Annotated in this window: 20 protein-coding genes, 1 tRNA gene, 1 pseudogene and 1 riboswitch; of the genes and pseudogenes, 10 read left to right on the forward strand and 12 right to left on the reverse strand. The window is 68.7% G+C overall.

What is annotated here, in order from left to right; all coding sequences use genetic code 11:
- Positions 1-22 precede the first annotated feature (22 nt).
- Complete coding sequence (gene pgm / locus GGQ93_RS02985; RefSeq protein WP_183215070.1) at positions 23-1,657, forward strand: phosphoglucomutase (alpha-D-glucose-1,6-bisphosphate-dependent); 1,635 nt, start codon at positions 23-25, stop codon at positions 1,655-1,657.
- A gap of 6 nt (positions 1,658-1,663) precedes the next feature.
- Here pgm and GGQ93_RS02990 read toward each other — a convergent pair whose 3' ends face one another.
- Complete coding sequence (locus GGQ93_RS02990) at positions 1,664-2,611, reverse strand: aspartyl protease family protein (protein ID WP_183215071.1); 948 nt, start codon at positions 2,609-2,611, stop codon at positions 1,664-1,666.
- 211 nt (positions 2,612-2,822) lie between these two features.
- On the opposite strand from GGQ93_RS02990, the gene thrC reads away from it, so the two are divergent.
- Positions 2,823-4,202: a threonine synthase gene (gene thrC, locus GGQ93_RS02995; RefSeq protein WP_183215072.1), complete on the forward strand. Its 1,380-nt coding sequence runs from the start codon at positions 2,823-2,825 to the stop codon at positions 4,200-4,202.
- On the opposite strand, the gene GGQ93_RS03000 is transcribed toward thrC, so the two are convergent.
- Positions 4,192-4,986: a hypothetical protein gene (locus GGQ93_RS03000; RefSeq protein ID WP_183215073.1), complete on the reverse strand. Its 795-nt coding sequence runs from the start codon at positions 4,984-4,986 to the stop codon at positions 4,192-4,194. The two genes, thrC and GGQ93_RS03000, sit on opposite strands and share 11 nt — an antisense overlap.
- A gap of 290 nt (positions 4,987-5,276) precedes the next feature.
- Between GGQ93_RS03000 and GGQ93_RS03005 the strand changes: the two are divergent.
- Positions 5,277-5,584 (forward strand): annotated as a pseudogene (locus GGQ93_RS03005) (transposase); the annotation flags it as partial.
- Positions 5,585-5,674: 90 nt separating this feature from the next.
- Here the strand turns inward: GGQ93_RS03005 and GGQ93_RS03010 are convergent.
- The 3 genes from GGQ93_RS03010 to GGQ93_RS03020 all read right to left on the reverse strand — a co-directional run bounded on the left by GGQ93_RS03010 (position 5,675) and on the right by GGQ93_RS03020 (position 7,286).
- Positions 5,675-6,313 carry a hypothetical protein gene (locus GGQ93_RS03010; protein ID WP_183215074.1) on the reverse strand — a complete coding sequence of 213 codons (639 nt, stop codon included), beginning with the start codon at positions 6,311-6,313 and terminating at the stop codon, positions 5,675-5,677.
- A gap of 68 nt (positions 6,314-6,381) precedes the next feature.
- Positions 6,382-6,696 (reverse strand): CsbD family protein, encoded by a 315-nt coding sequence (locus GGQ93_RS03015; RefSeq protein ID WP_183215075.1) that lies wholly within the window; start codon positions 6,694-6,696, stop codon positions 6,382-6,384.
- A gap of 86 nt (positions 6,697-6,782) precedes the next feature.
- On the reverse strand, positions 6,783-7,286 hold the full coding sequence (locus GGQ93_RS03020) for a hypothetical protein (RefSeq protein ID WP_054766620.1): 504 nt from the start codon (positions 7,284-7,286) through the stop codon (positions 6,783-6,785).
- A 149-nt stretch (positions 7,287-7,435) separates the two neighbouring features.
- Here GGQ93_RS03020 and GGQ93_RS03025 point away from each other — a divergent pair, with 149 nt between their 5' ends.
- A complete protein-coding gene (locus tag GGQ93_RS03025; RefSeq protein ID WP_183215076.1) occupies positions 7,436-8,200 on the forward strand; it encodes an SDR family oxidoreductase in 765 nt (254 codons plus the stop codon).
- A 365-nt stretch (positions 8,201-8,565) separates the two neighbouring features.
- Here the strand turns inward: GGQ93_RS03025 and thrB are convergent, their stop codons facing one another.
- The 3 genes from thrB to GGQ93_RS03040 form a co-directional block, all read right to left on the reverse strand.
- On the reverse strand, positions 8,566-9,522 hold the full coding sequence (gene thrB / locus GGQ93_RS03030) for a homoserine kinase (RefSeq protein WP_183215077.1): 957 nt from the start codon (positions 9,520-9,522) through the stop codon (positions 8,566-8,568).
- A gap of 3 nt (positions 9,523-9,525) precedes the next feature.
- Positions 9,526-11,262 (reverse strand): amino acid kinase family protein, encoded by a 1,737-nt coding sequence (locus GGQ93_RS03035; protein WP_183215078.1) that lies wholly within the window; start codon positions 11,260-11,262, stop codon positions 9,526-9,528.
- Positions 11,263-11,364: 102 nt separating this feature from the next.
- Positions 11,365-11,508 (reverse strand): hypothetical protein, encoded by a 144-nt coding sequence (locus GGQ93_RS03040; RefSeq protein WP_182714224.1) that lies wholly within the window; start codon positions 11,506-11,508, stop codon positions 11,365-11,367.
- 187 nt (positions 11,509-11,695) lie between these two features.
- A riboswitch (SAM riboswitch) is annotated at positions 11,696-11,809 on the forward strand.
- A 78-nt stretch (positions 11,810-11,887) separates the two neighbouring features.
- On the opposite strand from GGQ93_RS03040, the gene metX reads away from it, so the two are divergent.
- The 4 genes from metX (at position 11,888) to GGQ93_RS03060 (ending at position 14,716) form a co-directional block, all read left to right on the forward strand.
- Positions 11,888-12,928 (forward strand): homoserine O-succinyltransferase MetX, encoded by a 1,041-nt coding sequence (metX, locus tag GGQ93_RS03045; protein ID WP_183215079.1) that lies wholly within the window; start codon positions 11,888-11,890, stop codon positions 12,926-12,928.
- Positions 12,925-14,109 carry a cystathionine gamma-synthase gene (gene metB / locus GGQ93_RS03050; protein ID WP_183215080.1) on the forward strand — a complete coding sequence of 395 codons (1,185 nt, stop codon included), beginning with the start codon at positions 12,925-12,927 and terminating at the stop codon, positions 14,107-14,109. Before metX ends, metB begins: the two co-directional genes overlap by 4 nt.
- Before the next feature lie 52 nt (positions 14,110-14,161).
- Positions 14,162-14,236 (forward strand) — tRNA-Glu (locus GGQ93_RS03055).
- A gap of 213 nt (positions 14,237-14,449) precedes the next feature.
- Entirely contained in the window at positions 14,450-14,716 is a 267-nt protein-coding gene (locus tag GGQ93_RS03060; RefSeq protein ID WP_152950948.1) for a hypothetical protein, read from the forward strand.
- Positions 14,717-14,741: 25 nt separating this feature from the next.
- Here the strand turns inward: GGQ93_RS03060 and GGQ93_RS03065 are convergent, their stop codons facing one another.
- The 4 genes from GGQ93_RS03065 to GGQ93_RS03080 all read right to left on the reverse strand — a co-directional run bounded on the left by GGQ93_RS03065 (position 14,742) and on the right by GGQ93_RS03080 (position 20,185).
- Positions 14,742-15,686: a hypothetical protein gene (locus GGQ93_RS03065; protein WP_183215081.1), complete on the reverse strand. Its 945-nt coding sequence runs from the start codon at positions 15,684-15,686 to the stop codon at positions 14,742-14,744.
- Between the two features lie 4 nt (positions 15,687-15,690).
- Positions 15,691-16,851, reverse strand: coding sequence for a glutamine-hydrolyzing carbamoyl-phosphate synthase small subunit (gene carA / locus GGQ93_RS03070; RefSeq protein ID WP_152950950.1), 1,161 nt, complete (start codon positions 16,849-16,851; stop codon positions 15,691-15,693).
- A gap of 97 nt (positions 16,852-16,948) precedes the next feature.
- Positions 16,949-19,168, reverse strand: coding sequence for a glycoside hydrolase family 3 N-terminal domain-containing protein (locus GGQ93_RS03075; RefSeq protein ID WP_183215082.1), 2,220 nt, complete (start codon positions 19,166-19,168; stop codon positions 16,949-16,951).
- Between the two features lie 234 nt (positions 19,169-19,402).
- Positions 19,403-20,185: a ZIP family metal transporter gene (locus tag GGQ93_RS03080; protein ID WP_221233500.1), complete on the reverse strand. Its 783-nt coding sequence runs from the start codon at positions 20,183-20,185 to the stop codon at positions 19,403-19,405.
- 64 nt (positions 20,186-20,249) lie between these two features.
- Here GGQ93_RS03080 and proB point away from each other — a divergent pair, with 64 nt between their 5' ends.
- Positions 20,250-21,407, forward strand: coding sequence for a glutamate 5-kinase (gene proB, locus GGQ93_RS03085; protein WP_183215083.1), 1,158 nt, complete (start codon positions 20,250-20,252; stop codon positions 21,405-21,407).
- Positions 21,404-22,675, forward strand: a complete 1,272-nt coding sequence (locus GGQ93_RS03090; protein WP_183215084.1) for a glutamate-5-semialdehyde dehydrogenase — start codon at positions 21,404-21,406, stop codon at positions 22,673-22,675. Before proB ends, GGQ93_RS03090 begins: the two co-directional genes overlap by 4 nt.
- Positions 22,676-22,726 lie beyond the last annotated feature (51 nt).

A 22,726-nucleotide genomic window follows, 5' to 3' on the forward strand; every position in this document is an offset into this window, starting at 1 on the left:
CAGACTTCACTACGGACCTCCCATGCATCCTCGCGCCGGCCAGACCGCTCTCGCCGAAGACCTGATCGACCTGGACGCCCTGCTGGGCGCCTATGAGAGCGTCGTTCCCGACATGGGCGATCCGGGCCAGCGGGTGGTCTTCGGCACCTCGGGCCATCGCGGCTCCAGCCAGGACGGCGCCTTCAACCAGACCCACATCCTGGCCATCGCCCAGTCGATCGCCGACTATCGCGCCGCCCAGGGGATCGACGGCCCCCTGTTCGTCGGCCGCGACACCCACGCCCTGTCCGAACCCGCCTTCCGCACCACGGTCCAGGTTCTGGTCGCCAACGGGGTGGAGGTGCTGATCGATTCCGGCGACGGCTTCACCCCGACCCCGGCCGTCTCCCACGCCATACTGACCCATAATCGGGCCGGGCGGCGTCAGGCTGACGGCGTCCTGATCACCCCGTCGCACAATCCGCCGCGCGACGGCGGTCTGAAGTACAATCCCCCCTCGGGCGGCCCGGCCGGAAGCGAGGCGACCGCCGCCATCGCCGCCCGCGCCAATCAGCTGATCGAAGGCGGCCTGTCCGAGGTCAAACGCCTGCCCTTCGACCAGGCCCAGGCGGCGGCCGGCCGATTCGACTTCATGACCGCCTATGTCGACGACCTCGACAGCGTGCTGGATCTGGACGCGATCCGCGAGACGGGCGTGCGCATCGGCGCCGATCCCCTGGGCGGGGCGGCCGTCGCCTATTGGGGTCGGATCGCCGAACGCTGGGGCCTGGACCTGACCGTGGTCAATGCGGCCGTCGATCCGCGCTGGGCCTTCATGCCGCTGGACGCCGACGGCAAGATCCGCATGGACTGCTCCTCCCCCTCGGCCATGGCGGGTCTGATCGGCATGATGCAGGGCGGCTCGGCCTATGACGTCGCCTTCGGCAATGACGCCGACGCCGACCGGCACGGGATCGTCACGCCCGACGGGGGCCTGATGAACCCCAACCACTTCCTGGCCGCCGCCATCGCCTATCTGTTCGCCCATCGGCCCGGCTGGGGTCCGCAGGTGGCGGTGGGCAAGACCCTGGTCTCCTCCTCCATGATCGACCGGGTCGTCGACGGCCTGGGCCGTCGCCTGCTGGAAACGCCCGTCGGCTTCAAACATTTCGTGCCCGGCCTGCTGGATGGGACCGTCGGCTTCGGCGGAGAGGAATCGGCGGGAGCGTCCTTCCTGCGCCGCGACGGAACGGTCTGGTCCACCGACAAGGACGGCCTCATTCTCTGCCTCCTGGCGGCCGAGATTCAGGCCCGCACCGGCGCCGGCGCCGACCGCCTCTACGCCGATCTGACCGACCGCTACGGCGCCCCCGACTACGCCCGGATCGACGCCCCCGCCGACCGAGCGCAAAAGGCGCGGCTGGCGGCCCTCAGCCCCTCGGACGTGACCGCGACCACCCTGGCCGGTCAACCCATCGCCGACATCCTGACCCAGGCCCCCGGCAACGGCGAACCGATCGGGGGTCTGAAGGTCGTGACCGCCGACGCCTGGTTCGCCGCCCGCCCGTCGGGCACCGAGGACGTCTACAAGATCTACGCCGAATCCTTCCTCGGCCCCGACCATCTGGCCCAGGTCCAGACCGAGGCCAAGGCGGTGGTGGCCGCAGCCCTCTGCTGATCGGCGTCACCGCCCGACGGTGATCTCCATCGGTCGCGAGACGAACAGGCCCGGCCCGCCCAGGTCCAGCACCAGCCGGCGATCCTCAAAGGCCGCCATGCCGACCAGGGCGTCGGGGAAGCCCGGCACGGCCACGTTGTCGTAAACCGCCACCTCGGCCCGGCGATACAGGGCGTCGCCGATGGTCAGGGTGCGCACGACCACCGTCTCGGCCCCCACCACCCCGCCCAGGACGATGCTCTGGCCGGCCGTGCGGGGGCGCCCGTCCAGAAGGCCCGCCGCCTGGGCCGTTTCGCGCGTCACCGCCAGCACGGCCGAGGCGCCGGTGTCCACCACCGCAGTCACCGTCGCCCCCTCGACCGTGATGGTCGTCTCCAGCGCCCGTCCGGCACGCCGCACGGCGATCGGCGCCAGGCCCCGGCCCGGCGTCCAGCCGTCTCTGGGCAGAAACCGCATCCGCCGCCGGCCGGTGTCCAGCTCCAGCACCACTTCGCTCAGCACGTCCTGGCCGATGATCAGGGGCGCGCCCAGACCCTGTTCTCCCGCCAGAGGTCCCAGGTTCAGTATGGCGGTCCTCAACCCGTCCAGCCTCAGTCCGCCGATCCGCACGTCCAGGGTCGCGGCCCGCCCCATCTGGGCCCCGCCCCCGACCCCATAGGCCACCATCGGCAGGGGAAGGCCCTCGCCCAGCCCCAGCCGATCCACCAGGGCGCGATCCGCCACCGAATACTGGGCGCCGGAATCGACCAGGGCCCGGACCGGCGCCCCGTTCAGCAGAACCTCCACCGTCGGCGTCGCCGCGCGCGGCTGAGCATAGCCCAGCCAGCCCGAAGACCCGTCCGGTCCAAACCCCGCCTGGGGCTGTCGCCACAGCACATGGTCCCTCAGCCACCAGGCCCCGGCCACGCCGCCGGCGACCAGGCCCAGCCGGATCAGGAGATCGCGTCTTCTCATGTCTGATCACATGGACCGTCCGGCGCTTGGACGCCAGCGGGGACGATGGTCGCAGGGCCGTCCGCCACTGCGGTTTCGCGCAAGCGGCCCTCGAAAATCAGCACGAAATTGTCGCAAACGAGCTCGCACGCAGCCCGCCCGACAATTTCCTCCCGCGCAAGGCGAGAAACCGGGTGACGCCGCCGCCCCGTCTGGCTAGGACCAGACCACTATGAGCACCTCCAGCGCCCGTTACGTCTCCACCCGCGGCCAGGCCCCCGAGACCGATTTCGCCGACGCCCTGCTGCGCGGCATCGCCCCCGACGGCGGCCTCTATATGCCGACCGCTTGGCCGAGGTTGTCGCCCTCGGCCTGGGACGCGAGCGCCGACTACAAGTCCATCGCCCTGCAAGCCGTCGCCCCCTTCATCGGCGACGCCCTGCCAGCGGGCGCGCTCGACCGCGCCCTGGACCGGCTGACGGCCGGCTTCGCCCATCCCGCCGTCACCCCCCTGGTGGAGCTTGAGCCCGGCCTGTTCGTGCTGGAGCTGTTCCACGGCCCCACCGCCGCCTTCAAGGATCTGGCGATGCAGCTGGTCGCCGCCCTGACGGACGAGGCCCTGGCGGCGTCCGGCGAGCGTCTGACCATTCTCACCGCCACCTCCGGCGACACCGGCGCCGCCGCCGTGCGCGCCTTCGCCGGCGCCCAATCCGTCGATCTGGTGGTGCTGCACCCGCTGGACCGCGTCTCGCCGGTTCAGCGCAAACAGATGACCACGGTCCAGGCCGACAATGTGCTGAACCTGGTCGTGCGCGGCGACTTCGACGACTGCCAGCGTCTGGTGAAGGGCCTGCTGGCTGAGGAATCCCTACGCGAACGCGGCCGCCTGTCCTCGGTCAACTCCATCAACTGGGCCCGGCTGGCGGGCCAGATTCCCTATTATGTCTCGGCTGTGGCCCAGCTTGGCGGTCCGGCCACCTTCGTCGTTCCCACCGGCAATTTCGGCGACGCCTTCGCCGGCATCGCCGCCGCCCATATGGGCCTTCCAACCCGTGGTTTCGTCGCCGCTGTGAATCAGAACGACGCCCTGGCCCGCGCCGTCAACGACGGCCTCTATTCGCGCCGTCCCGCGATCGAAAGCGGCAGCGTGTCGATGGACGTCCAGGCCCCGTCCAACTTCGAACGCCTCGTCTATGAGGCGACCGGGCGCGACGGCGACCGCACCCGCGCCGTGTTCGAAACCTTCGCCCGCGACGGCGCCGTCGCCTTCGATCCGGATCTGCTGACCGCCCTGCGCGCCGCCGTCTCGGCCGTCTCCATCGACGAGACCGAAACCCGGGCCGAGATCGCCTACGCTTATGAAACCTGGGGCCGCGTCGTCTGCCCCCACACCGCCGTGGCCCTCGCCGCCGCCCGCCGCCTCGACCGCTCGACCGGCCCCGTCGTCGCCCTGTCCACCGCCCATCCGTCCAAGTTCGGCGCCTTCGTCTCCGACGTCCTGGGTTTCGAACCCGAACCGGCTCCCGTCATCGCCGCCCTGGGCGATCAGGCCGAACGGATGACGATCGTGGACGCCGACCTGACGGCCGTCCTGGCGGAAATCAAAGCCTAAGGACGGCGTCCGAAAGACGAGCCGCATCTTCATAGGCGTCCAACGCAGAACTCAATTGTGTAGCCGATGGAGAGGTACTTTCCACACCTGCAAATTCTCGGCGTTCAAACGCGTCCTGGCGCGATGCCGGCCTTTCGCCAAACCAAGCGTCCGCTTTATCCATCCAATCGCTCGGGAAAACAGGGCCCTTCCAGGCTTCGATATCTTTCGCGACGTTGTTGAACCATTCCAGGCTCACCGATTGATCCGTCTCACGCGCAAATTGCATGCGCTGGAACAGTTCATCTGCTGCGGCAGCATCCGTGGGAGACGGTGAATTTCCCTGATCGTCCACCATCAGCATTGCCGGACCGCTGATGAATAGATTGTAGCCGGTGACGGCACGGAACAACGCTTTGTCGTCGTCGGTGATTTTAGACAGATCCGCTGCGGTCGCTTTGTCCGCCTCAGTCCAGGTCGATTCCGGTCCCAGCATCAAGAACTTGGTCATTGAGTCCTGCGGTGTCTCGATGAACACGCCCTGCTTGGTAACAGGACTGCCAAGGTCGCTAACTTTGACGGTTCCATCTTCATTCAACTGAAAAAGCTCCGCCAGTGTGGACGGATTTGTCAGTGCGGACTGACCGATAAACTGACCGTTGGAAAAGAGCGAAAGAGCCTTGACGGGCTCACTCGAAGCCTTTGGCGACGCCGCAACCTCGGACGTAGAAGCGGGCGGCGGAGTTTGGCTCACCGCATAAAACCGTTGCGTGTACACGCCTTGCGTCACCGATCCGACAGACATGGGTCTCCCCAGACAACCTGCGTATGTGCTCGCAAAATGGGCGCCGCAGCAATCGATGACTATCCCCCCTAAAAACAATCATTTGTTTAGCATCGCGGATCGACGGACTAATCTATCGCTCAGAATTTCTCCTTTGGGCTGCAAAAGATTCCCGGCGAATAGGCAGATCAGCCACTCAAGCCGCCTTCTAAAAATCATGTTAGGGTTGTACATTGGCTTCATCGCCATTCCGCGATCATCCGTTGGAGGAATAGCTGACATTTGTATGAACCTGCCGACGAGCGAGCCATAAGGCGGGGACGGCCTGGCGTGATCTGCACAGCCATTTCGGCGAGTGGAACTCGATCTACCGGCAGTTCCGGCGCTGGACGGCGGCGGGGGTCTGGGACGTGATGCTGGAGGCGCTGAACGAAGCCGGCGCAGGGCATGGCAGCGTCCAGATGATCGATTCCACCCTTATCCGGGCCCATCAGCACGCCGCCGGCGCGCTAAAAAGCGAGATCAGGACCGGGGTCTTGGCCGCTCGCGCGGCGGGTTCTCGACCAAGATCCATCTCCGCAGCAACGCTCTTGGCCTCCCTGTCGCGATCACGCCTGGCCACACGATACGACAAGGCCGCCGACAGCTTCCTCGGATTCGTCCTGGTCGCCGCAATCCGATTGTGGATCAGGCACTTTGTCCACCCTGCCTAGGACGGCGACGAGATCGCCTGGGTCAGGCGACCCAGGCCGTAGTTCAGGCCGCACTTCACATCATATTGGCGCGCCACGGACAGGATCGGCCGCCAGTCCCAGGTTTTGAACTCGCCGTCGTCGGCCCGCTTCATCAGGGCCTTGGACGCCTCTTCGCGTCCCTGCCACACGGCGGCGTAGATCAGGCCGAACTCGCGCCCGCCCAGCACCGTATCCTCCAGCGTCCGGCGCGACGACTGGGCCAGGGTCGATCCGGCCGAGAACCAGTTGGCGCTGGCGTTGGGCGAGGCCACGCCCCCGATGGCCGCCAGAGCCAGTCCGGCGATGTCCAGGCTGCTGCGGGTCGCATTCCGGTCGATCGAGACGGCGGTCAGATAGCGGTCGCACCGCAGATCGGATTCGGCGACCAGGGCGTAGACCAGCTGCTTGCCCCGGGTCTCGGCGTTCCATTTCGCCCACTGGGCGTCCATCCGGTCCTCGGCGGCCTTGCTCGCCTCGGCCGTCACCACGTCCACGTCCAGCACATGGCCTGAACCGCCGACGCCCAGTTCGCCCTGGGGCTTCATCTTCAGCGTGGTGCAGCCCCCGGCCGCAAGGCAGGCGGCGATTACGGCGCCCCTCATGGTCATACGCATAGGCAGCCTCCCCTTTGCAGGGGAGACTGCGTCAACAATCAGACGTTGTCAAATCGTTGGTATGCGAACTAGCGGCGACGCCCGCCCGTCAGCATGCCCATCAGCAGCAGGCCGACGCCGGCCACCGACAGGGTGGTCACCAGCGGCCGCTTGCGCGCCTCGGCGGCCACGGTCCGGGCCTTGTCGCGATAACCGGCCGGGGCCTTTTCGACCAGACGATCGACGGCGTCCATCGCCTTGCCGAAGGTCTCCAGCGACCGGCCCTTGGCGTCCTCAAGAGCGCCCTCGACCTGCAGCTTCTGGTCGCCGACCAGCTTGCCGAAACCCTTCTTGGTCTTGCCGGTCGCCTGATACGCGGCGCCCTCGATCCGTTCGTCAGTCATGGTGAAATCTCATCCTCGGGGAGCGCGGCCCTGATGGCCGCGTGACGATGAAAATCCCGGAACCCGCTTCCGTTCCAGCGACAAATTCACCGTTTCTCCTCTTGCTTCCCCACGGCGGAAGGGCCTCGTGCGGCGTCGGGGGTGGGGAAGGCTGGCGAGGTCGCACCGCTCGCGCCCAATGCCGCCAATCCTAAGAACCCGATCAGAAAGCCGAAGGCGAACTCCGCATAGGCCAGATTGACGGTCCAACGCCAAACTTCGCCGTTGAAACCGGGCCATTCCGGCACGCTTTCAGCGTAATAGCTGAACAATCCGACCACCCAGACAGCCGGCAAGCCTACGAGTGCCCCGCCGACTAGAATCGACCGATATCCAAGTTCTTGTCGGAATACATAGGCAGTCCCGCCGCATGCGCCGAAGATCACCCAAGCCACTATGACGTGAGGAGGGGCGAAGACTACAGTCTTCCAAAGCAGCTCGAAACGCGCGCCGCCGCCGTTGAGGCCGACAAGCACAAAGGTCACGTAGGCGATCGCGGAAATCGCCGCTCCTCCAATCCCGACAAGCCTCACAAGCTGCGCTTTCCGCATGCCTCAGCATATAATGAACAGTCGAGCTGGCCAATTTTCCAATCCCACAGCCGCTTCCCGCCAGCCGGAACCGCGCGCGCCCTCTAGACCCGCCGCGTTCGGCCGTGTCGCCCCTCGACCGGCCTCCAAACGCAAAGAGGAGAGCCCCCGTGTACGCTCTGAAAGACAAGGTCGCCGTCGTCACCGGCGCCAGCTCCGGCATCGGCCAGGCGGCCGCCCGACTGTTCGCCCGCCTGGGCGCCAAGGTGGTGGTTTCGGCCCGCCGAGAAGCCGAACTCGCCGCCCTGGTCGCGGCCATACAGGCCGAAGGGGGCGAGGCCTGCGCAGTCCCAGGCGACGTGTGCGACGAGGCCACGGCTGCGGCCCTGACCACGGCGGCGGAGGAGCGGTTCGGCGGCCTGGACATCGCCTTCAACAACGCCGGCGCCATCCCCGAAACCGCCCCGACGCCGGACCTGTCGGTCGCCGGCTGGAAACAGACCCTGGACATCAACCTGACCGGCGCCTTCCTGTGCGCCAAGCATCAGATCCCCGCCATGCAGAGGCGCGGCGGCGGCTCGATCGTCTTCACCTCCACCTTTGTCGGCCATACCGTCGGCTTTCCGGGCATGGCGGCCTACGCCTCGGCCAAGGCGGGTCTGATCGGCCTGACCCAGGTCATCGCCGCCGAGTTCGGCGCCCAGAACATCCGCGCCAACGCCCTGCTGTGCGGCGGGGTGGACACGCCGATGGGCCGGGCCGTCGCCGACACCCCCGAAACCCTGGCCTTCGTCTCGGGCCTGCACGCCCTCAAACGCATCGCCCAGCCCGAGGAAATCGCCCAGGCCGCCGCCTTCCTCGCCTCCGACGCCGCCGGCTTCATGACCGGCACGGCGACACTGGTGGACGGCGGCGTCTCCATCTGCCGGACCTGATCTCGGGGCGATGTCTCCTCCCCTCTGGGGGAGGTGGCGCGGCGCCTCTTCGGCGCCGTGACGGAGGGGGTCTCAATCCGGATTAGGTGCGGCGGAGAGCCCCCTCCACCCTTCGAAGCCCCCTCCCCCAGGCGGGCGGCAGACGGCTCATGTCGCACGAGGAGCGGCGATGAACTTCGGTCTTTTCAGCGCTCTGGCGCGGTTCGAACCCAATCGGCCCGCCGCCCTTCCAATCCGTGTGACAATCCCCGCCCCGGTCTTTGAAAACCGAACCCCTCGCGTTCGGCCCTGCGGCGTCGCTCCCGTCGATTTCGGACAGATCGGACACATCGGACACTCTTTTTCCTGTCCGATCCGGGGTCCCTTCAGACGGTCTCCACCGCCCGCCAGTGATCCATCCGCCGCAGGAAGACCGCCGGGTCCTTGGGCGTCACCAGTTTGGACGGGTCGTGGAAGATGCGGTCGTGTAGGCGGGTGACGGTGAACCTCAGGGCCGCCGCCTCGCCCAGTCGGGGCAGGGCCGCGCGTTCGGCCTCGTTCAGCGGCCGCACCGCCTCATAGCCGCGCTGGAAGGCCGCCAAAGCGTGCGGCATGGGCCGCCCCTCGGCGTCGAAGCCCCAGGCCGACAGGGCGATGGCCAGGTCATAGACCAGCGGTCCGGTGCAGCCGAAATAGAAGTCGATCACGGCCGAAACGGTCCCGTTCTCGAACAGGATGTTGTCGGGGAAATAGTCGGCATGGATCGCCCCGGTCGGCAGATCGTCCGCAAACGGATTATCCAGCCGCACCAGCGCCGCCTCGACCTGATCCAGCAGGCTGCGGTCCTCGCCCGAGGCGCCCGCCGCGCACCGGTCCGCCAGCCGCCGCCACATGGCCGGCCCGACCGGATTCTCGCGCCGCCCGGCGAAGCCGGACGCCGTCTGGTGCAGCCGCGCCAGCACCGCCCCCGCCGCCGCCTGATCCGCTTCCGACGGGTGGCGCAGCCAGGCGCCGGTCTTCCATTCGATCACCGCCGCCGCCCGGCCGTTCAGCCGCCCCAGCCATCCGCCCGAACGGTCCTTGATGGGGGTCGGGCAGGGAAAGCCCCGCCCCGCCAGATGGGCCGTCAGCCCCAGGCAGAAGGGCAGAGACGCCTCGTCCGTCCGCGCCTCGAACAGGGTCAGGACGCACCGCCTGCGGCTCGCGCCGTCCTGGGTCTCCAGCCGGTAGTTGGTGTTCTCCACCCCCTCGGCGATGGCGGTCAGTTCGACCACCTCGCCCAGGTCGTAGCCGGCCAGGAACGCCCTGGCCTCGTCCAGCGAAACGGGGGTGAAGACGGCCATGGCCTAGTTCAGGCCTGCGTCGGCGCGGCGGGCGCGCACGATCTCGGCCAGGTCGGCCATGATGCTCTCGGTCGTGGCCCAGCGGCCGGCGCCCCGGCCCCGGCAGCGCCACACCCGCCCGTCGGCGCCGTAAACCTTCAGGGCGTTGCCCTCGCCGCGCAGGCTGGAGAACAAGGGGTCGCCGTGCCCGGCCGTCAGCTTGACCGACGGCGTGATGACCCCGTCCTTCAGATGGGCGGCGCCGATCTGGCGCACCCCGCCCTCGGCCGACGTCGCCTCGGTCAGGCAGTCGCGCGGGACCTCGCCGTCGGGCGAGCGGCCGAAGGCCTCGTGGCACAGCAGCCGCACCTTGGCGGCGGCGTCCAGCCCCTCCAGGTCCGCCGACGGATCCTCTTCCGCAAAGCCCGCCGCCCGGGCGTCGGCCAGGGCCTCGGCGAAGGCCGCCCCGTCGCCCAGCCGCTCCAGCATGAAGTTGACCGTGCCGTTCAGCACCGCCTCGAACCCGACCACCTCGCCGGCGGCGCGGGCCGCCCGCACCGTCTCGATCATCGGCGAGCCCCCGCCGACCGAGGCCGACCAGAAGATCCGGCGCCCCTTGGCCTTGGCCAGATCCTGAAGCCCGCCGGGATCGCGGCTGACCGCCTGCTTGTTGGCGCTGGCCACGTCGCAGCCGGCCTCCAGGGCGGCGCGGATCACCGCATGGCCCGCCTCGCCTTCCGACAGGGCCTCCAGCACGATGTCCGGCTTCTTGGCCCAGAGGACCGCCGGGTCGGCGGTGAACAGCGATTGCGGGCAGGCCACGTCGCGGACCTTCTTCGGGTTGCGCACCAGCACCCCCACCACGTCATAGCGCGGATCGTTCAGCAAGCGGGCCAGGACCCCGCCGCCCACCACGCCGCAGCCGGCGACCGCCACCTTCAGCGGCGGCAGGGCCGGCGCCGGTCCGGGGGGCGCCGACCGCTTGCCGATCACCGTGCCGTCGGCCCGGTCCAGGGCCGCGACCTCGATCTCCACGCCCCGGCTCTCGCCCAGGTCGATCGCGTCGTGCTGAACCAAGGCGCCGCCCAGCTTGCGCGCCACGTCCCAGGAGGCTCGGCGATAGCGCAGGGCCGGGGCCGTCCGGTCGTTCGGATCGTGGTCGTACAGGCCGTCGACGTCCTTCACCAGCCGCACCCTCTTCAGGCCCAGTTCGGCAGCCAGGAAGACCGCCGTCAGGTCCGACCCGCCCCGGCCCAACAGGGCGATCCGCCCGTCCGGCCGCACCGCGCCGAAGCCGGGAACCACCACCACCTCGTGCCGGTCCAGCGCCTGTTTCAGATGGTCGGGCCGCAGGCCGCAGGGGCGCGAATGCTCCGGCTCGCCTTCGGCGACGATGCCCAGTTCCCGCACCGACAGGGCGCAGGCGTCCAGGCCGATCCGGTCGCAGGCGATGGCCACCAGGGCCGCCGACTTCTCCTCGCCCAGGGCCACATAGCCGGGCAGCAGTTCGTTGGAATGGGCCAGGCCCAGGGCCCGCGCCTCGCCCAGCATCTGGTCGGTCGCCCCGCCGAAGGCCGAGACCACCGCCACCACCTTCCGTCCCGCCCGCACATGGCCGTAGACGGCCGAGGCCACCAGCGGCGCCTCCGCCGGGGTTCGCAGGATCGACGACCCGAACTTCAGCACCACCACCTCGGCGGCGGGCTGTTTACTCGGTTCGAGGTTCTCGGATTTCTCTACGACGGCGAGGGAGGCTGACATTGGGTTTCTCGGGCGATGTTCGGAAGGGGTGGGGTGAAATGAAAAACCCCGCCTGGCGGACCGGGCGGGGTTCGGGTTCTGCGGTTGCCGGCGTCCGGCGCGCTAAACTCGTCCCGCCCGTGAGGGCATGGTGGTGGTGGCGCCGGTGGTGCCGCCAATAATCGAGCCGCCGATGGTCATGCCGAAGGCCGTCGCGGCGAGGCCGGCGACGGTCGAAACTTCGGCGATGAGCAGGTGCTGGCGCACAGGTCTGATCCGGTTGAAATCTGAGCCTAGGGTGATCGGACCCCACCCTCGCTGTCAAGCCGCATTGGATGATTTTTTCGCAACGACGACTTTCGGGGTCGTTTCAGACCAGCCAAGGCCGCGCGAACTATCAACTTGGGTTGAATTTTTCGCTTGACCGGCTCCGCTTGTTTGATCAACGTAAGATCACTCATCAAGACCGGCTGAGGGATTAGGCCCTTTGACGCCGGGGCAACCATCGGGTTCCGCCCGAAACGGTGCCAACTCCTGCGGGGTCCTTCGGGGTCGCGAGAGATGAGTGGAGCATCGACGAGGCGACGCTCCACGATCTGTCACCGCATCGAGCCTTGCTGAGCGAGAACGATGCGGACGACGATAGATGACCCTGGCTGAAACATCCCTGCTCGAAGAACCCGACTGTCGGCCCCAGCCGACGGCCAAGCCTGTGCGCGAACGCGGCGGCGCCCGCGACGTGATCGTTCCCCTTCCCGCCGACTTCCGCCTCGCCTCCGGCGAAAAACTGAAACAGCCCAACGTCATCGGCCGACTGCACGGCCGCGCCGGGGCGCCCGTCGTCGTCGTGGCCGGCGGCATCTCGGCCGGCCGGTTCGTCCACCGCACCGAGACCAACGGCCTGGGCTGGTGGTCCGGCGCCGTCTCCGTGCGCGGCCCCATCGACCTGTCGCGGCTTCAGGTCCTGGCCGTCGACTTCGCGCCCGGCCAGGAGTTTCAGGATGCGCCCGTCACCATCACCACCCACGATCAGGCCCGCCTGCTGGCCCTGGTTCTGAACCATCTGCAGGTCGAACGGGTCGCCGCCTTCGTCGGCTGTTCCTACGGGGGCATGGTCGCCCTGGCCTTCGCTGAACTCTATCCCGACTGGGCCGAACAGTTGATCGTCGTCTCGGCCGCCCACCGCGCCCATCCCCAGGCCACGGCCTGGCGCGGCATCCAGCGCCGCATCCTCCAGTTCGCCGTCGACGCCGGCCGCCCGGAAGAAGGCGTCGCCCTGGCCCGCGAACTGGCCATGACCACCTATCGCACGGCGGAAGAGTTCAACGACCGGTTCGACACCACCGCCCCGGCCGCCGTCGGCGGCGCCTATCCCGTCTGCGACTATCTGACGGCGCGGGGCCAGGCCTATCGCACCCACACCACCCCGGCCCGCTGGCTGTCGATGTCGGATTCGCTGGATCGCCACAGTGTGACGCCCGAGGCCATAACCACCCCCGTCACCCTGATCGGCTTCACCTCCGACCGGCTGGTGCCGATCGACGACATGCGCGAACTGGCCGCGCGCCTGCCGACCCTGTGGCGCTTCGTCGAGGCGCCCTCCCTCTACGGCCACGACGCCTTTCTGAAGGAGGACGCCTTCGTCGGCGAAGTCCTCCGCGCCGCCTTCAAGGATATCCAAGCATGACGACCCGCCCCGCCAGCCCGCACACCATCGCCGCCCGCACGGGCGTGGATACGGACACGGCCCACGGCGCGGTCATGCCGCCGCTCTATCTGTCGTCCAACTATTCCTTCGCCGGTTTCGAACAGAAGCGGAAGTACGACTACAGCCGATCGGGCAATCCGACCCGCGACGTCCTGGCGGAGACCCTGGCCGAACTGGAGGGCGGCGCCGGCTGCGTCATCACCGCCACCGGCATGGCGGCCGTCGATTTGCCCCTGGCCCTGCTGGAGCCCGGTGACCTGCTGATCGCCCCGCACGACTGTTACGGCGGCACCTGCCGCCTGCTGAACGCCCGCGCCCGCAAAGGCCATTTCGAGCTGCTGCTGGTCGATCAGGGCGATCCGGAAGCCCTCGAAGCCGCCCTGGCGCTGAAGCCCAAGCTGGTGCTGGTCGAGACCCCGTCAAACCCGCTGCTTCGTCTGGTCGATGTCGCCGACATCTGCACCCGCGCCCATGCGGCGGGCGCCAAGGTCGTCTGCGACAACACCTTCCTGTCGCCGGCCCTTCAGAACCCGATCAAGCTGGGCGCCGACTTCGTGGTCCATTCCACGACCAAGTTCATCAACGGCCATTCCGACGTGGTCGGCGGCGCGGTCGTGTCGGCCGACGCCGAGGATCACCAGACCCTGGCCTGGTGGGCCAACTGCACCGGCGTGACCGGCTCGCCCTTCGACGCCTATCTGACCCTGCGCGGCGTGCGCACCCTGTTCGCCCGGATCGAGCGGCAGCAGGCCACGGCCGGCGCGATCGCCCAAAGGCTGGCCGGCCACCCGGCGGTCAAGGCCGTCCACTATCCGGGCCTGAAGTCCCACCCGAACCACGCCCTGGTCACGGCCCAGCAAGCGGGGCCGGGCGCCATGCTCAGCTTCGAACTGGCGGGCGGGGCCGAGGCGGTGCGGACCCTGGTCGAAAGCCTGGACGTCTTCACCCTGGCCGAATCCCTGGGCGGGGTTGAAAGCCTGATCGCCCATCCCGCCACCATGACCCACGCCGCCATGACGCCGGAACAGCGCGCCACCGCCGGCATCGGCGACGGCTTGGTGCGGCTGTCGGTCGGGCTGGAACATGTCGAGGATCTGATCGCCGACCTGTTCCCGGCGCTGGACGCCCTCTCGCCGGCCGAAGCGGCCGAGGCGGCGTGATTTTTCGCTTGCAGAAGGGACCAATCCGGGGCAAATGCGCCGCCCCGGCTGCGGTCCCTTCGTCTATCGGTTAGGACGTCAGGTTTTCAACCTGAAAAGAGGGGTTCGACTCCCCTAGGGACTGCCACCGGCGCCGTTCATCGGCGGCATGACGAGGCGTATTGAGAAAGCGCTCCGCCTCCAGATTAAGATCTCAGTAAGTATTTTGTTCGGATCGAGACACCAAGTCATTCGAATCACGGACTTTTTTCGGACGCACTCAGGAACTATCCACAGGCGTTGTGGTTAATTCCCCGTTAGCGCGGCGCAGAAGCGCCTGTCCTTCTGAACCGAGATCCTGATGTATATCGCCATCGCCCGTCCGGCGGTGGAGCCCCAAGGCCCCGACGCCGTCGCCGTCCCCGGCTCTCCCGCCATCGTCGAACTGTCGCCCCGCGCCCTGCATGCGCGCCTTCTTGAAAACGCCGCCCTCAGGCGGATGCGCGGCCTGGAGCGCCGCCGCGAGCATCGGCTGGAAGACGCCGACTACTGGCTGCATGCCGCGCCGATGGCCGTGCGGAAGGCCAGCGCCCTTCGCGAGGACAAGAGTTTCGCCCCCCTGCCCTGATCCGTTGGCGGGTCGCCTGGCCTGATCAGCGGAGCTCCGGCGTCCGACGTCTCAGCGAGGCCGCCAGCTTGTCCAGCTTTTGACGGGCGGACTTGGGGCGGACGCGTTTGCGGTGCTCGAAACCGCCACCCCACCGCTGATGCATCGCCGCGTCCAAATGGGGATGGCGGTCATGCTGGTGCACGACGGCGCTGGCCGTGCCGTCCGGGTTGACGACCCGGCCGCCTTGCACCGACAGAAGGTCGCCCGGCGTCAGGCCCAGGGTCGCCACACGGCCATAGTTGGGCTGGACCGTCGCCGCCGCCAGACCCTGATGGATCGCCATGTTGAAGGCCGCCTGATCCGCGCCGAAGGCCCCGCCGATCTCGGAACGCGGAATTGCGGCCAGCGACAGGATCAGCCGCGACAGGCGCGACACCTCGACCCGCGGCCCCAAGAGGGTGCCCACGCACAGGCAGGAACGATCGGCCAGGGCCGTCGCCGTCGCCTCGCCGAACAGGGCGCGCAGATATTTCATGTTGAAGGCATGATCGCCCAGGGGGGCGTCAGCCTCGATGAAGACTTCCAGCCCGTGCGGATGGGGCGCGAACGGCGAAGCCTGAAAGACGACGTCGCGCACGTCGCAGGCCAGAGCGGCGCCGGGCCGATCGCCCAGCAGGCCGGCGAAGGCGACGAACCTCTGCATCACCGGATGGGGCGCCCAGCCGCGCCAGGTCGGCGCGTCCACGGCGGTCACGTCATTCTGGGCCAGGAACTCGCGCAACTCGGCGTCCGTATCCACCACCAGGGCGACAGGACCGTCGAACACCGCCCGCAGGGACCGCACGAAGGGCGCGACATCGGCCGCATCATAGCCGGTGGCGTAGCCGACCACCACATCGCCGTCAGGCAAGGGAGTCATCCCGCGCTCCGCCTCCAGCGCCTGGGCCAGCCAGTCCAGATAGTCCGACCGGGCCGCTGCCTGTTTCATCGGCTCAGCGCGCGGCCATCAGATCGGCGAACCGGTCGAACAGATACAGGCTGTCCGTGGGTCCGGGCGAGGCCTCGGGGTGGTGCTGAACGCTGAAGATCGGCTTGTCCTTGACGGCGATGCCGCAGTTGGTGCCGTCGAACAGGCTGACGTGGGTTTCGGTCACGGCGTCGGGCAGGCTGTCGCGATCGACCGTAAAGCCGTGGTTCATCGAGACGATCTCGACCTTGCCGGTGGTCAAATCCTTGACCGGATGGTTGGCGCCGTGGTGGCCCTGATCCATCTTCACCGTCTTGGCGCCCAGGGCCAGAGCCAGCATCTGGTGGCCCAGGCAGATGCCCATCAGGGGCTTGCCGCTGGCGACCAGCTTCTGGATCTCCGGCACGGCGTATTCACCGGTCGCGGCCGGATCGCCCGGGCCGTTCGACAGGACCACGCCGTCGGGATTGCGCGCCAGAACCTCTTCCGCCGTGGTCGTGGCCGGGACCACGGTGATCTTGGCGCCGGTCGAGGCCAGGGCGCGCAGGATGTTGCGCTTCACGCCATAGTCGATGACCACCACCTCCTTGCGGCCTTCGGTCTTGGGATGACCCTCAGGCCATTGCCACAGACCCTCGTTCCATTCGAAGGCCTGCAGCGTCGAGGCGGGCTTGGCCAGGTCCAGACCCACCAGCCCGGTCCAGGCCTTGGCCTGGTCGACCAAGGCTTCTAGGTCGAAGTTTCCGTCCGGATCATGGGCGATCACGGCGTGGGGCGCGCCCTTGTCTCGGATGATCTTGGTCAGGGCGCGGGTGTCCACCCCGGCCAGACCCACGACGCCGCGACGCTTCATCCAGGCGTCGAAGCCCGCATCCGAGCGATAGTTGGCCGGATCGGTCGGCACGTCGCGGAAGATCGCGCCCCGCGCCGAGGTGTCGGACCCGCCGCCCATCTGTTCGATGTCTTCGACATTGGTCCCCACATTGCCGACGTGCGGGAAGGTGAAGGCCAGGATCTGGCTCATGTAGGACGGGTCGGTCAGGATCTCCTGATAGCCCGTCATGGCGGTGTTGAAGACCACCTCGCCCAGGGCCGATCCGACAGCCCCGACTCCGATTCCCTGAAGGATCGTGCCGTCTGCAAGCGCGAGAACGCCTGTGGCGCCCGGAAGAATCTTGGTCGTCATGGGCGCGCTCCTAAACACGAATCCAGCCCGAAAGGAGGCCGAAGACAAACGGCGGGCTCGTTAAGCCCTGCCGTCCGCTCCGTCAACGTCCGCAGGATCAGGCCGGGCCGATCAGACGGAACTGAGCCGCCGAACCGCCCTGGGCGTGCGGGGCCAGCCACAGGTCGAACAGGCCGGGTTCGATCCGGTAGGCGCCGTCCTCGCCGATGAAGCCCAGCTGACGCGGGTTCAGGGTGAAACGCACCGTCTGGCTCTGACCGGGACGCAGGCTGACCCGTTTGAAATCCTTCAGCAGACGGCCCGGTTGGGTCAGGCTGGCGACCCGGTCGTGGATATAGAGCTGCACCAGTTCCTCGGCCGGGTGGGCGCCCTGGTTGGTCACGGTGACGGCGACGTCCAGCGTCCCGTTCCACGGCAGTTGATCGCTCGCCATCTCAACCGGCCCATAGACCACCTCGCCATAGGTCAGGCCGAAACCGAACGGATAGAGGGCCGTGTTGGTCGTCTCGCGATAGCGGGCCTTGTATTCCTCGACCGGCAGGTCCGGGTTGGCCGGACGTCCCGTGTTCTTGTGGTCGTAGGAATAGGGCTGCTGGCCCGACTTGTGCGGGAAGCTGATCGGCAGGCGGGCCGAGGGGCCATGGTCGCCGAAGATCACGTCGGCGACGGCGTGGCCCATCTGCTCGCCCAGGAACCAGGTCACGACGACGGCTTGGGCGTTCTTGACATTGCCCTCCAGCGCCAGGGCCCGGCCGTTGCGCAGCAGGATGACCATGGGCTTGTTCAGGGCGGCCATGGCGTCGACCAGAGCCATCTGCGGCGCCGGCACGACGATCTCAGTGCGGGACTGTGCCTCGCCCGACATCTTCTGGCTTTCGCCGATGGCCAGCACGATGACATCAGCGTTGGCGGCCGCACGGACAGCCTCGTCGATGCCGCCGTCCAGCGCGCTCTCGACGCCCGAGCCGCGCGCGACGGTCAGGGCTTGCGGATCGCTCATGGCGGCGCGGAAGCCGGCCTCCAGCGAGACGCGACGCTCAGGCGCGCCCCAGATGGTCCACGGCCCCCAGACATTGTCCACGTCGTCGGCGAACGGGCCGATCAGGGCGATCTTCTGGCTCTTGTTCAGGGGCAGAAGGCCGTTGTCGTTCTTCAGCAGGACCACGGACTTGCGGCCCGCTTCGCGCGACAGGGCGATATGATCGCGCGAGCCGACCACGGCCTTCTCACGCGCCACGTCCGTGCCGCGATAGGGATCGTCGAACAGGCCCAGCGCCGCCTTGGTGTGCAGCAGACGGCGCACCGCCTCGTCCAGTCGGGCCATCGACACCTCGCCCGAGGCGACCAGGCTGGGCAGATGCTCCAGATAGAGGCCCGAGACCATCGACACGTCCACGCCGGCGTTGAAGGCCAGGCGGGCGGCGTCGCGGCCGTCCTCGGCGAAGCCGTGGGCGATCAGCTCCTGTTCGGAGGTGTAATCCGAGACGACGAAGCCCTCGAAACCCCATTCGCCGCGCAGAATGTCGGTCAGCAGTTTGCGGCTGCCCGAGGCCGGAACCCCGTTCAGATCGTTGAAGGCGCTCATGATCGACAGACAGCCCGCATCCACCGCCGCCTTGAACGGCGGCAGGAAGAAGCCGCGCAGCGTCTGCTCGCTCATGTCGGTGGTGTTGTACTCGACCCCGCCGATGGCGGCCGAATAGGCGGCCATGTGTTTGGCGGTGGCCAGGACGGCGTCGCGGTCGTCCAGCCCCTTTTCACCCTGGAAGCCGCGCACCCGGGCGGCGGCCAGCAGATTGTTCAGCAGAACGTCCTCGCCGGCGCCCTCGACGTTTCGGCCCCAGCGTTGGTCGCGGGCCACGTCCACCATGGGGGCGTAGGTCTGGTGCACGGCCGAGGCCGCCGTCTCCACCGCCGCCGCCCGGGCGGTGCGATAGGCCAGTTGAGTGTCGAAAGCCGCCGCCTCGGCCAGGGGTACGGGGAAGATGGTGGACAGGCCGTGGATCACGTCCGCCGCGAACAGCAGCGGGATCTTCAGCCGGCTCTCTTCCATCGCGACCTGCTGGATGCGGCGGCCGGCCTCGGCGCCGATGCCGTTGAACAGGCTGCCGACCTTGCCCTCGCGGATCATGGCGGTGACGCGGGCGGGATCGCCCGTGCCGTCCAGCGGGTTCACCGCCGTCGGCATCCAGCGGAACGGATCGGCGAGCAGATTGAGCTGGCCCGCCTTCTCCTCGACCGTCATGGCCGAAATCAGATCCTCGATCCGCTGGCGGTGACGCTGAACGGCGCGGGCGGTTTCGGCGGAAGCAGGCATGGAATACACTCCGGCGCCCATCAGGGCGAGAAGCCCGAGGCCAGACAAGAAGTTTCGACGGGAAGCCGAAGGCTTTTCAGGTCGCGTCTTAATGGGGCGCTCCTTCGGGGCAGATGGATCGGCGAACTGGTGGCCTAACCTCTGGCGACCGCCCCCGTCCAGACCCGCGCCGCATGTAAATGATGTAACAGGCGCCCGAAGTCCTTCAACTCGAGAGCAGCCTAAAGGCCAAGCTCAGCCCAGGGCGATGTCCAGGAACATCATCCCCACCAGACCGACCATCAGCCCGATCATGGAGCCGTCGCCGGTCGATCGCTCACGCGTCTCGGGAATGATCTCTGCGGTGACGACGTAGATCATGGCTCCGGCCGCCAGACCCAGGCCCCAGGGCAGGGCGCCGGGCAAGGCGCCGACCACGCTCGCGCCGATCAGCCCGCCGACCGGCTCGACCAGACCCGAGGCCAGGGCGGCCGCAAAGGCGGCGATGCGGCCATACCCCAGCGAGGCCATGGCCGCCGACACGGCCAGGCCTTCGGGCATGTTCTGAATCCCGATGCCGAGCGTCGTCGCCAGCCCCTGGTGCAGGTCGCCGCCGCCGAAGCTGACGCCCACGGCCGCGCCCTCGGGGAAGTTGTGCAGGGTTATGGCGATGATGAACAGCCAGATGCGGCGCGCCAGATGTTTCGACTGGGCCGGTCCGATCGCCAGCATGTCCACCGGCGCGAACCGGTTCATCAGGCCGATGACCGTGGCCCCGATCAGCACCGCCGCCGCCATGGTTCCCGCCGCCCAGCCGCGCGACGCCCCGCCCGTTTGCAGCACCTCCACCCCCGGCATGATCAGCGAGAAGAAGGAGGCCGCCAGCATCACCCCGGCGGCGAAGCCCAGGAGCACGCTCTGGGTCTGCTGACCGGGCCTTTTGACCACCAGCATCGGCGCCGCGTCGACCGCCGTCATCAGACCCGCCGCCAGACTGCCCAGGGCGCCGGCGGCGATAGGGGACAGGGATTCCATCATCGCCCTGCTGTGGCGGCACAGACGACAAGAGACAAGCGGCGATCGGCCGTTTAGAGAAACCTTCATGTCCCAGGCCGCCTCCCCCGCGCCGCGCCCGGACGCCGCCTCCGCCCTGGGGGCCGCCCGCCGGGTCGTGGTCAAGATCGGATCGTCTCTGTTGATCGACGCCGAGACGCGGCGGCCGACGCGCGACTGGCTGGCCGCCATGGCCGAGGATCTGGCGCGACTGAAGGCTGAGGGCCGCGAGGTGATCGTCGTCTCGTCCGGTTCGATCGCACTGGGGCGCGGCCGCCTGCCGAACCTGGGCGCGCGGCTGGAGGACAAGCAGGCGGCGGCCTCGGTGGGCCAGTCCCTGCTGATGGCCGCCTGGTCCGAGGCCCTGGCGCCCCATGGTCTGGTCGCCGGGCAGGTCCTCTTGACCCGCGACGACACCGAGCGGCGCCGGCGCTGGCTGAACGGCCGCGCCACGGTCGAGGCCCTGCTGGCCCACGGGGTCGTGCCCATCGTCAATGAGAACGACACCGTCGCCACCGAAGAGATCCGCTATGGCGACAACGACCGGCTGGCGGCGCGCACGGCCCAGCTGGCGCGGGCCGATCTGCTGGTGCTGCTGTCGGACGTCGACGGCCTCTACACCGCCGACCCGCGTCGCGACCCGGCCGCCGTCCACCTGCCTCTGATCGAGAGCCTCGGCCCCGACGTCCTGGCCATGGGCGGCGGCGCCAACGCCCAGGCCGGGGTCGGCACCGGCGGCATGGCGACCAAGCTGGCCGCCGCCCAGATCGCTCGCTCGGCCGGCTGCGCCACCGTAATCGCCTCGGGCCAGACCCTGTCGCCTCTGAGCGCGGTTCGCACCGGGGCGCGCGCCACCCTGATCACGGCGCCGGACACCCCGATGGCCGCCTATAAGCAGTGGATCGCCGGCAGCCTGTCCCCGGCCGGCGCCCTGACGCTGGACGACGGCGCCGTCGCCGCGCTGAAGGCCGGCAAGAGCCTGTTGCCCGCCGGGGTCACGGCCGTGACCGGCGATTTCGAAAAGGGCGACTGCGTGCGCCTGACCGACGCCGAGAACCAGCCTGTCGGGGTGGGCCTAGCCGCCTACGCCGCCGAAGAGGCCGCCCGCATCCGGGGCCGCCGCAGCGATGAGATCGAGTCCGTTCTGGGCTATCGCGGCGCCTCGGTCCTGATCCACCGCGACGACCTGGTGCTGGACGACCGATGACCGAGACTCTGACGCTGAACGAACAGATGCTGGAGCGGGGCCGATGCGCCCGCGCCGCTGCGGCGGGTCTGCGCGACGCCCCGGCCGGCGCCCGCACCCGCGCGCTGGACAGCCTGGCCCGACGATTGACCGCCGCCGAGGCGGACATTCTGGCCGCCAACGCCCGAGACGTGGCCGCAGCCCGTGCGAACGGCATGGCCGAGGCCCAAATCGACCGATTGCTGCTGACCCCCGCCCGCGTCGCCGGCATGGCCCAGGCGGTCAAGACCATCGCCGCCGTGCCCGATCCCCTGGGCGTCGAGACCGAGCGCTGGACCCCCGCCAACGGCCTGGACATCGCGCGGGTCCGCACCCCGATCGGCGTGCTGGGCGTGATCTATGAGAGCCGCCCCAACGTCACCGCCGACGCCGCCGCCCTGTGCATCCGCTCGGGCAACGCCGCCATCCTGCGCTGTGGATCGGATTGCCTCCAGTCCTCCCTCGCCATCGCCGGCCTGATCGCGGAATCCCTGGCGGAGGCCGGCCTGCCGGCGGATGCGGTGCAACTGGTCGATACGCCCGACCGCGAAGCCGTCGGCCTGATGCTGGGCGGGCTGGAGGGGGCGATCGACGTCATCATTCCGCGCGGCGGCAAGAGCCTGGTGGCCCGCGTCCAGGCCGAGGCCAAGACCGCCGTCCTCAGCCATCTGGAGGGGCTGAACCACACCTATCTGCATGAGGCGGCCGATCTGGAGGTCGCGCGCGCGGTGGTGCTGAACGCCAAGATGCGACGGGTTTCGGTCTGCGGCGCGACCGAGACCCTGCTGGTGGACCGCGCGGCTGCCGAACGCCTGCTGCCCCCGGTCGCCGCCGACCTGATCGCCGCCGGATGCGAACTGCGTGGAGACGATGCGGCGCGGGCCCTGGTCCCCGCCATGGTCCCGGCGACGGAGGCGGACTGGACCACCGAATATCTGGCGCCCGTCCTGGCGGTTCGGGTGGTGGAGGATCTGGACGCGGCCGTGGCCCACATCGCCCGCTACGGTTCGGGCCATACGGAGGCGATCATCACCACCGACGCCACGTCCGCTGAACGGTTCGCCGCCCAGGTGGACAGCGCCATCGTCCTGATCAACGCCTCGACCCAGTTCGCCGACGGGGGAGAGTTCGGCTTCGGCGGCGAGATCGGCATTTCGACCGCCCGCCTGCACGCCCGCGGCCCGGTTGGCGCCGAACAGCTGACCACCTACAAATACGTCGTGCGGGGTCAGGGCCAGACGCGGCCGTGACGCAAAAAGGCCGGAGACGTTTTCCGCCTCCGGCCCTTTCGGATCATTTCA

This window comes from Brevundimonas aurantiaca, assembly GCF_014199955.1.
Classification (GTDB): Bacteria; Pseudomonadota; Alphaproteobacteria; order Caulobacterales; family Caulobacteraceae; genus Brevundimonas; species Brevundimonas aurantiaca.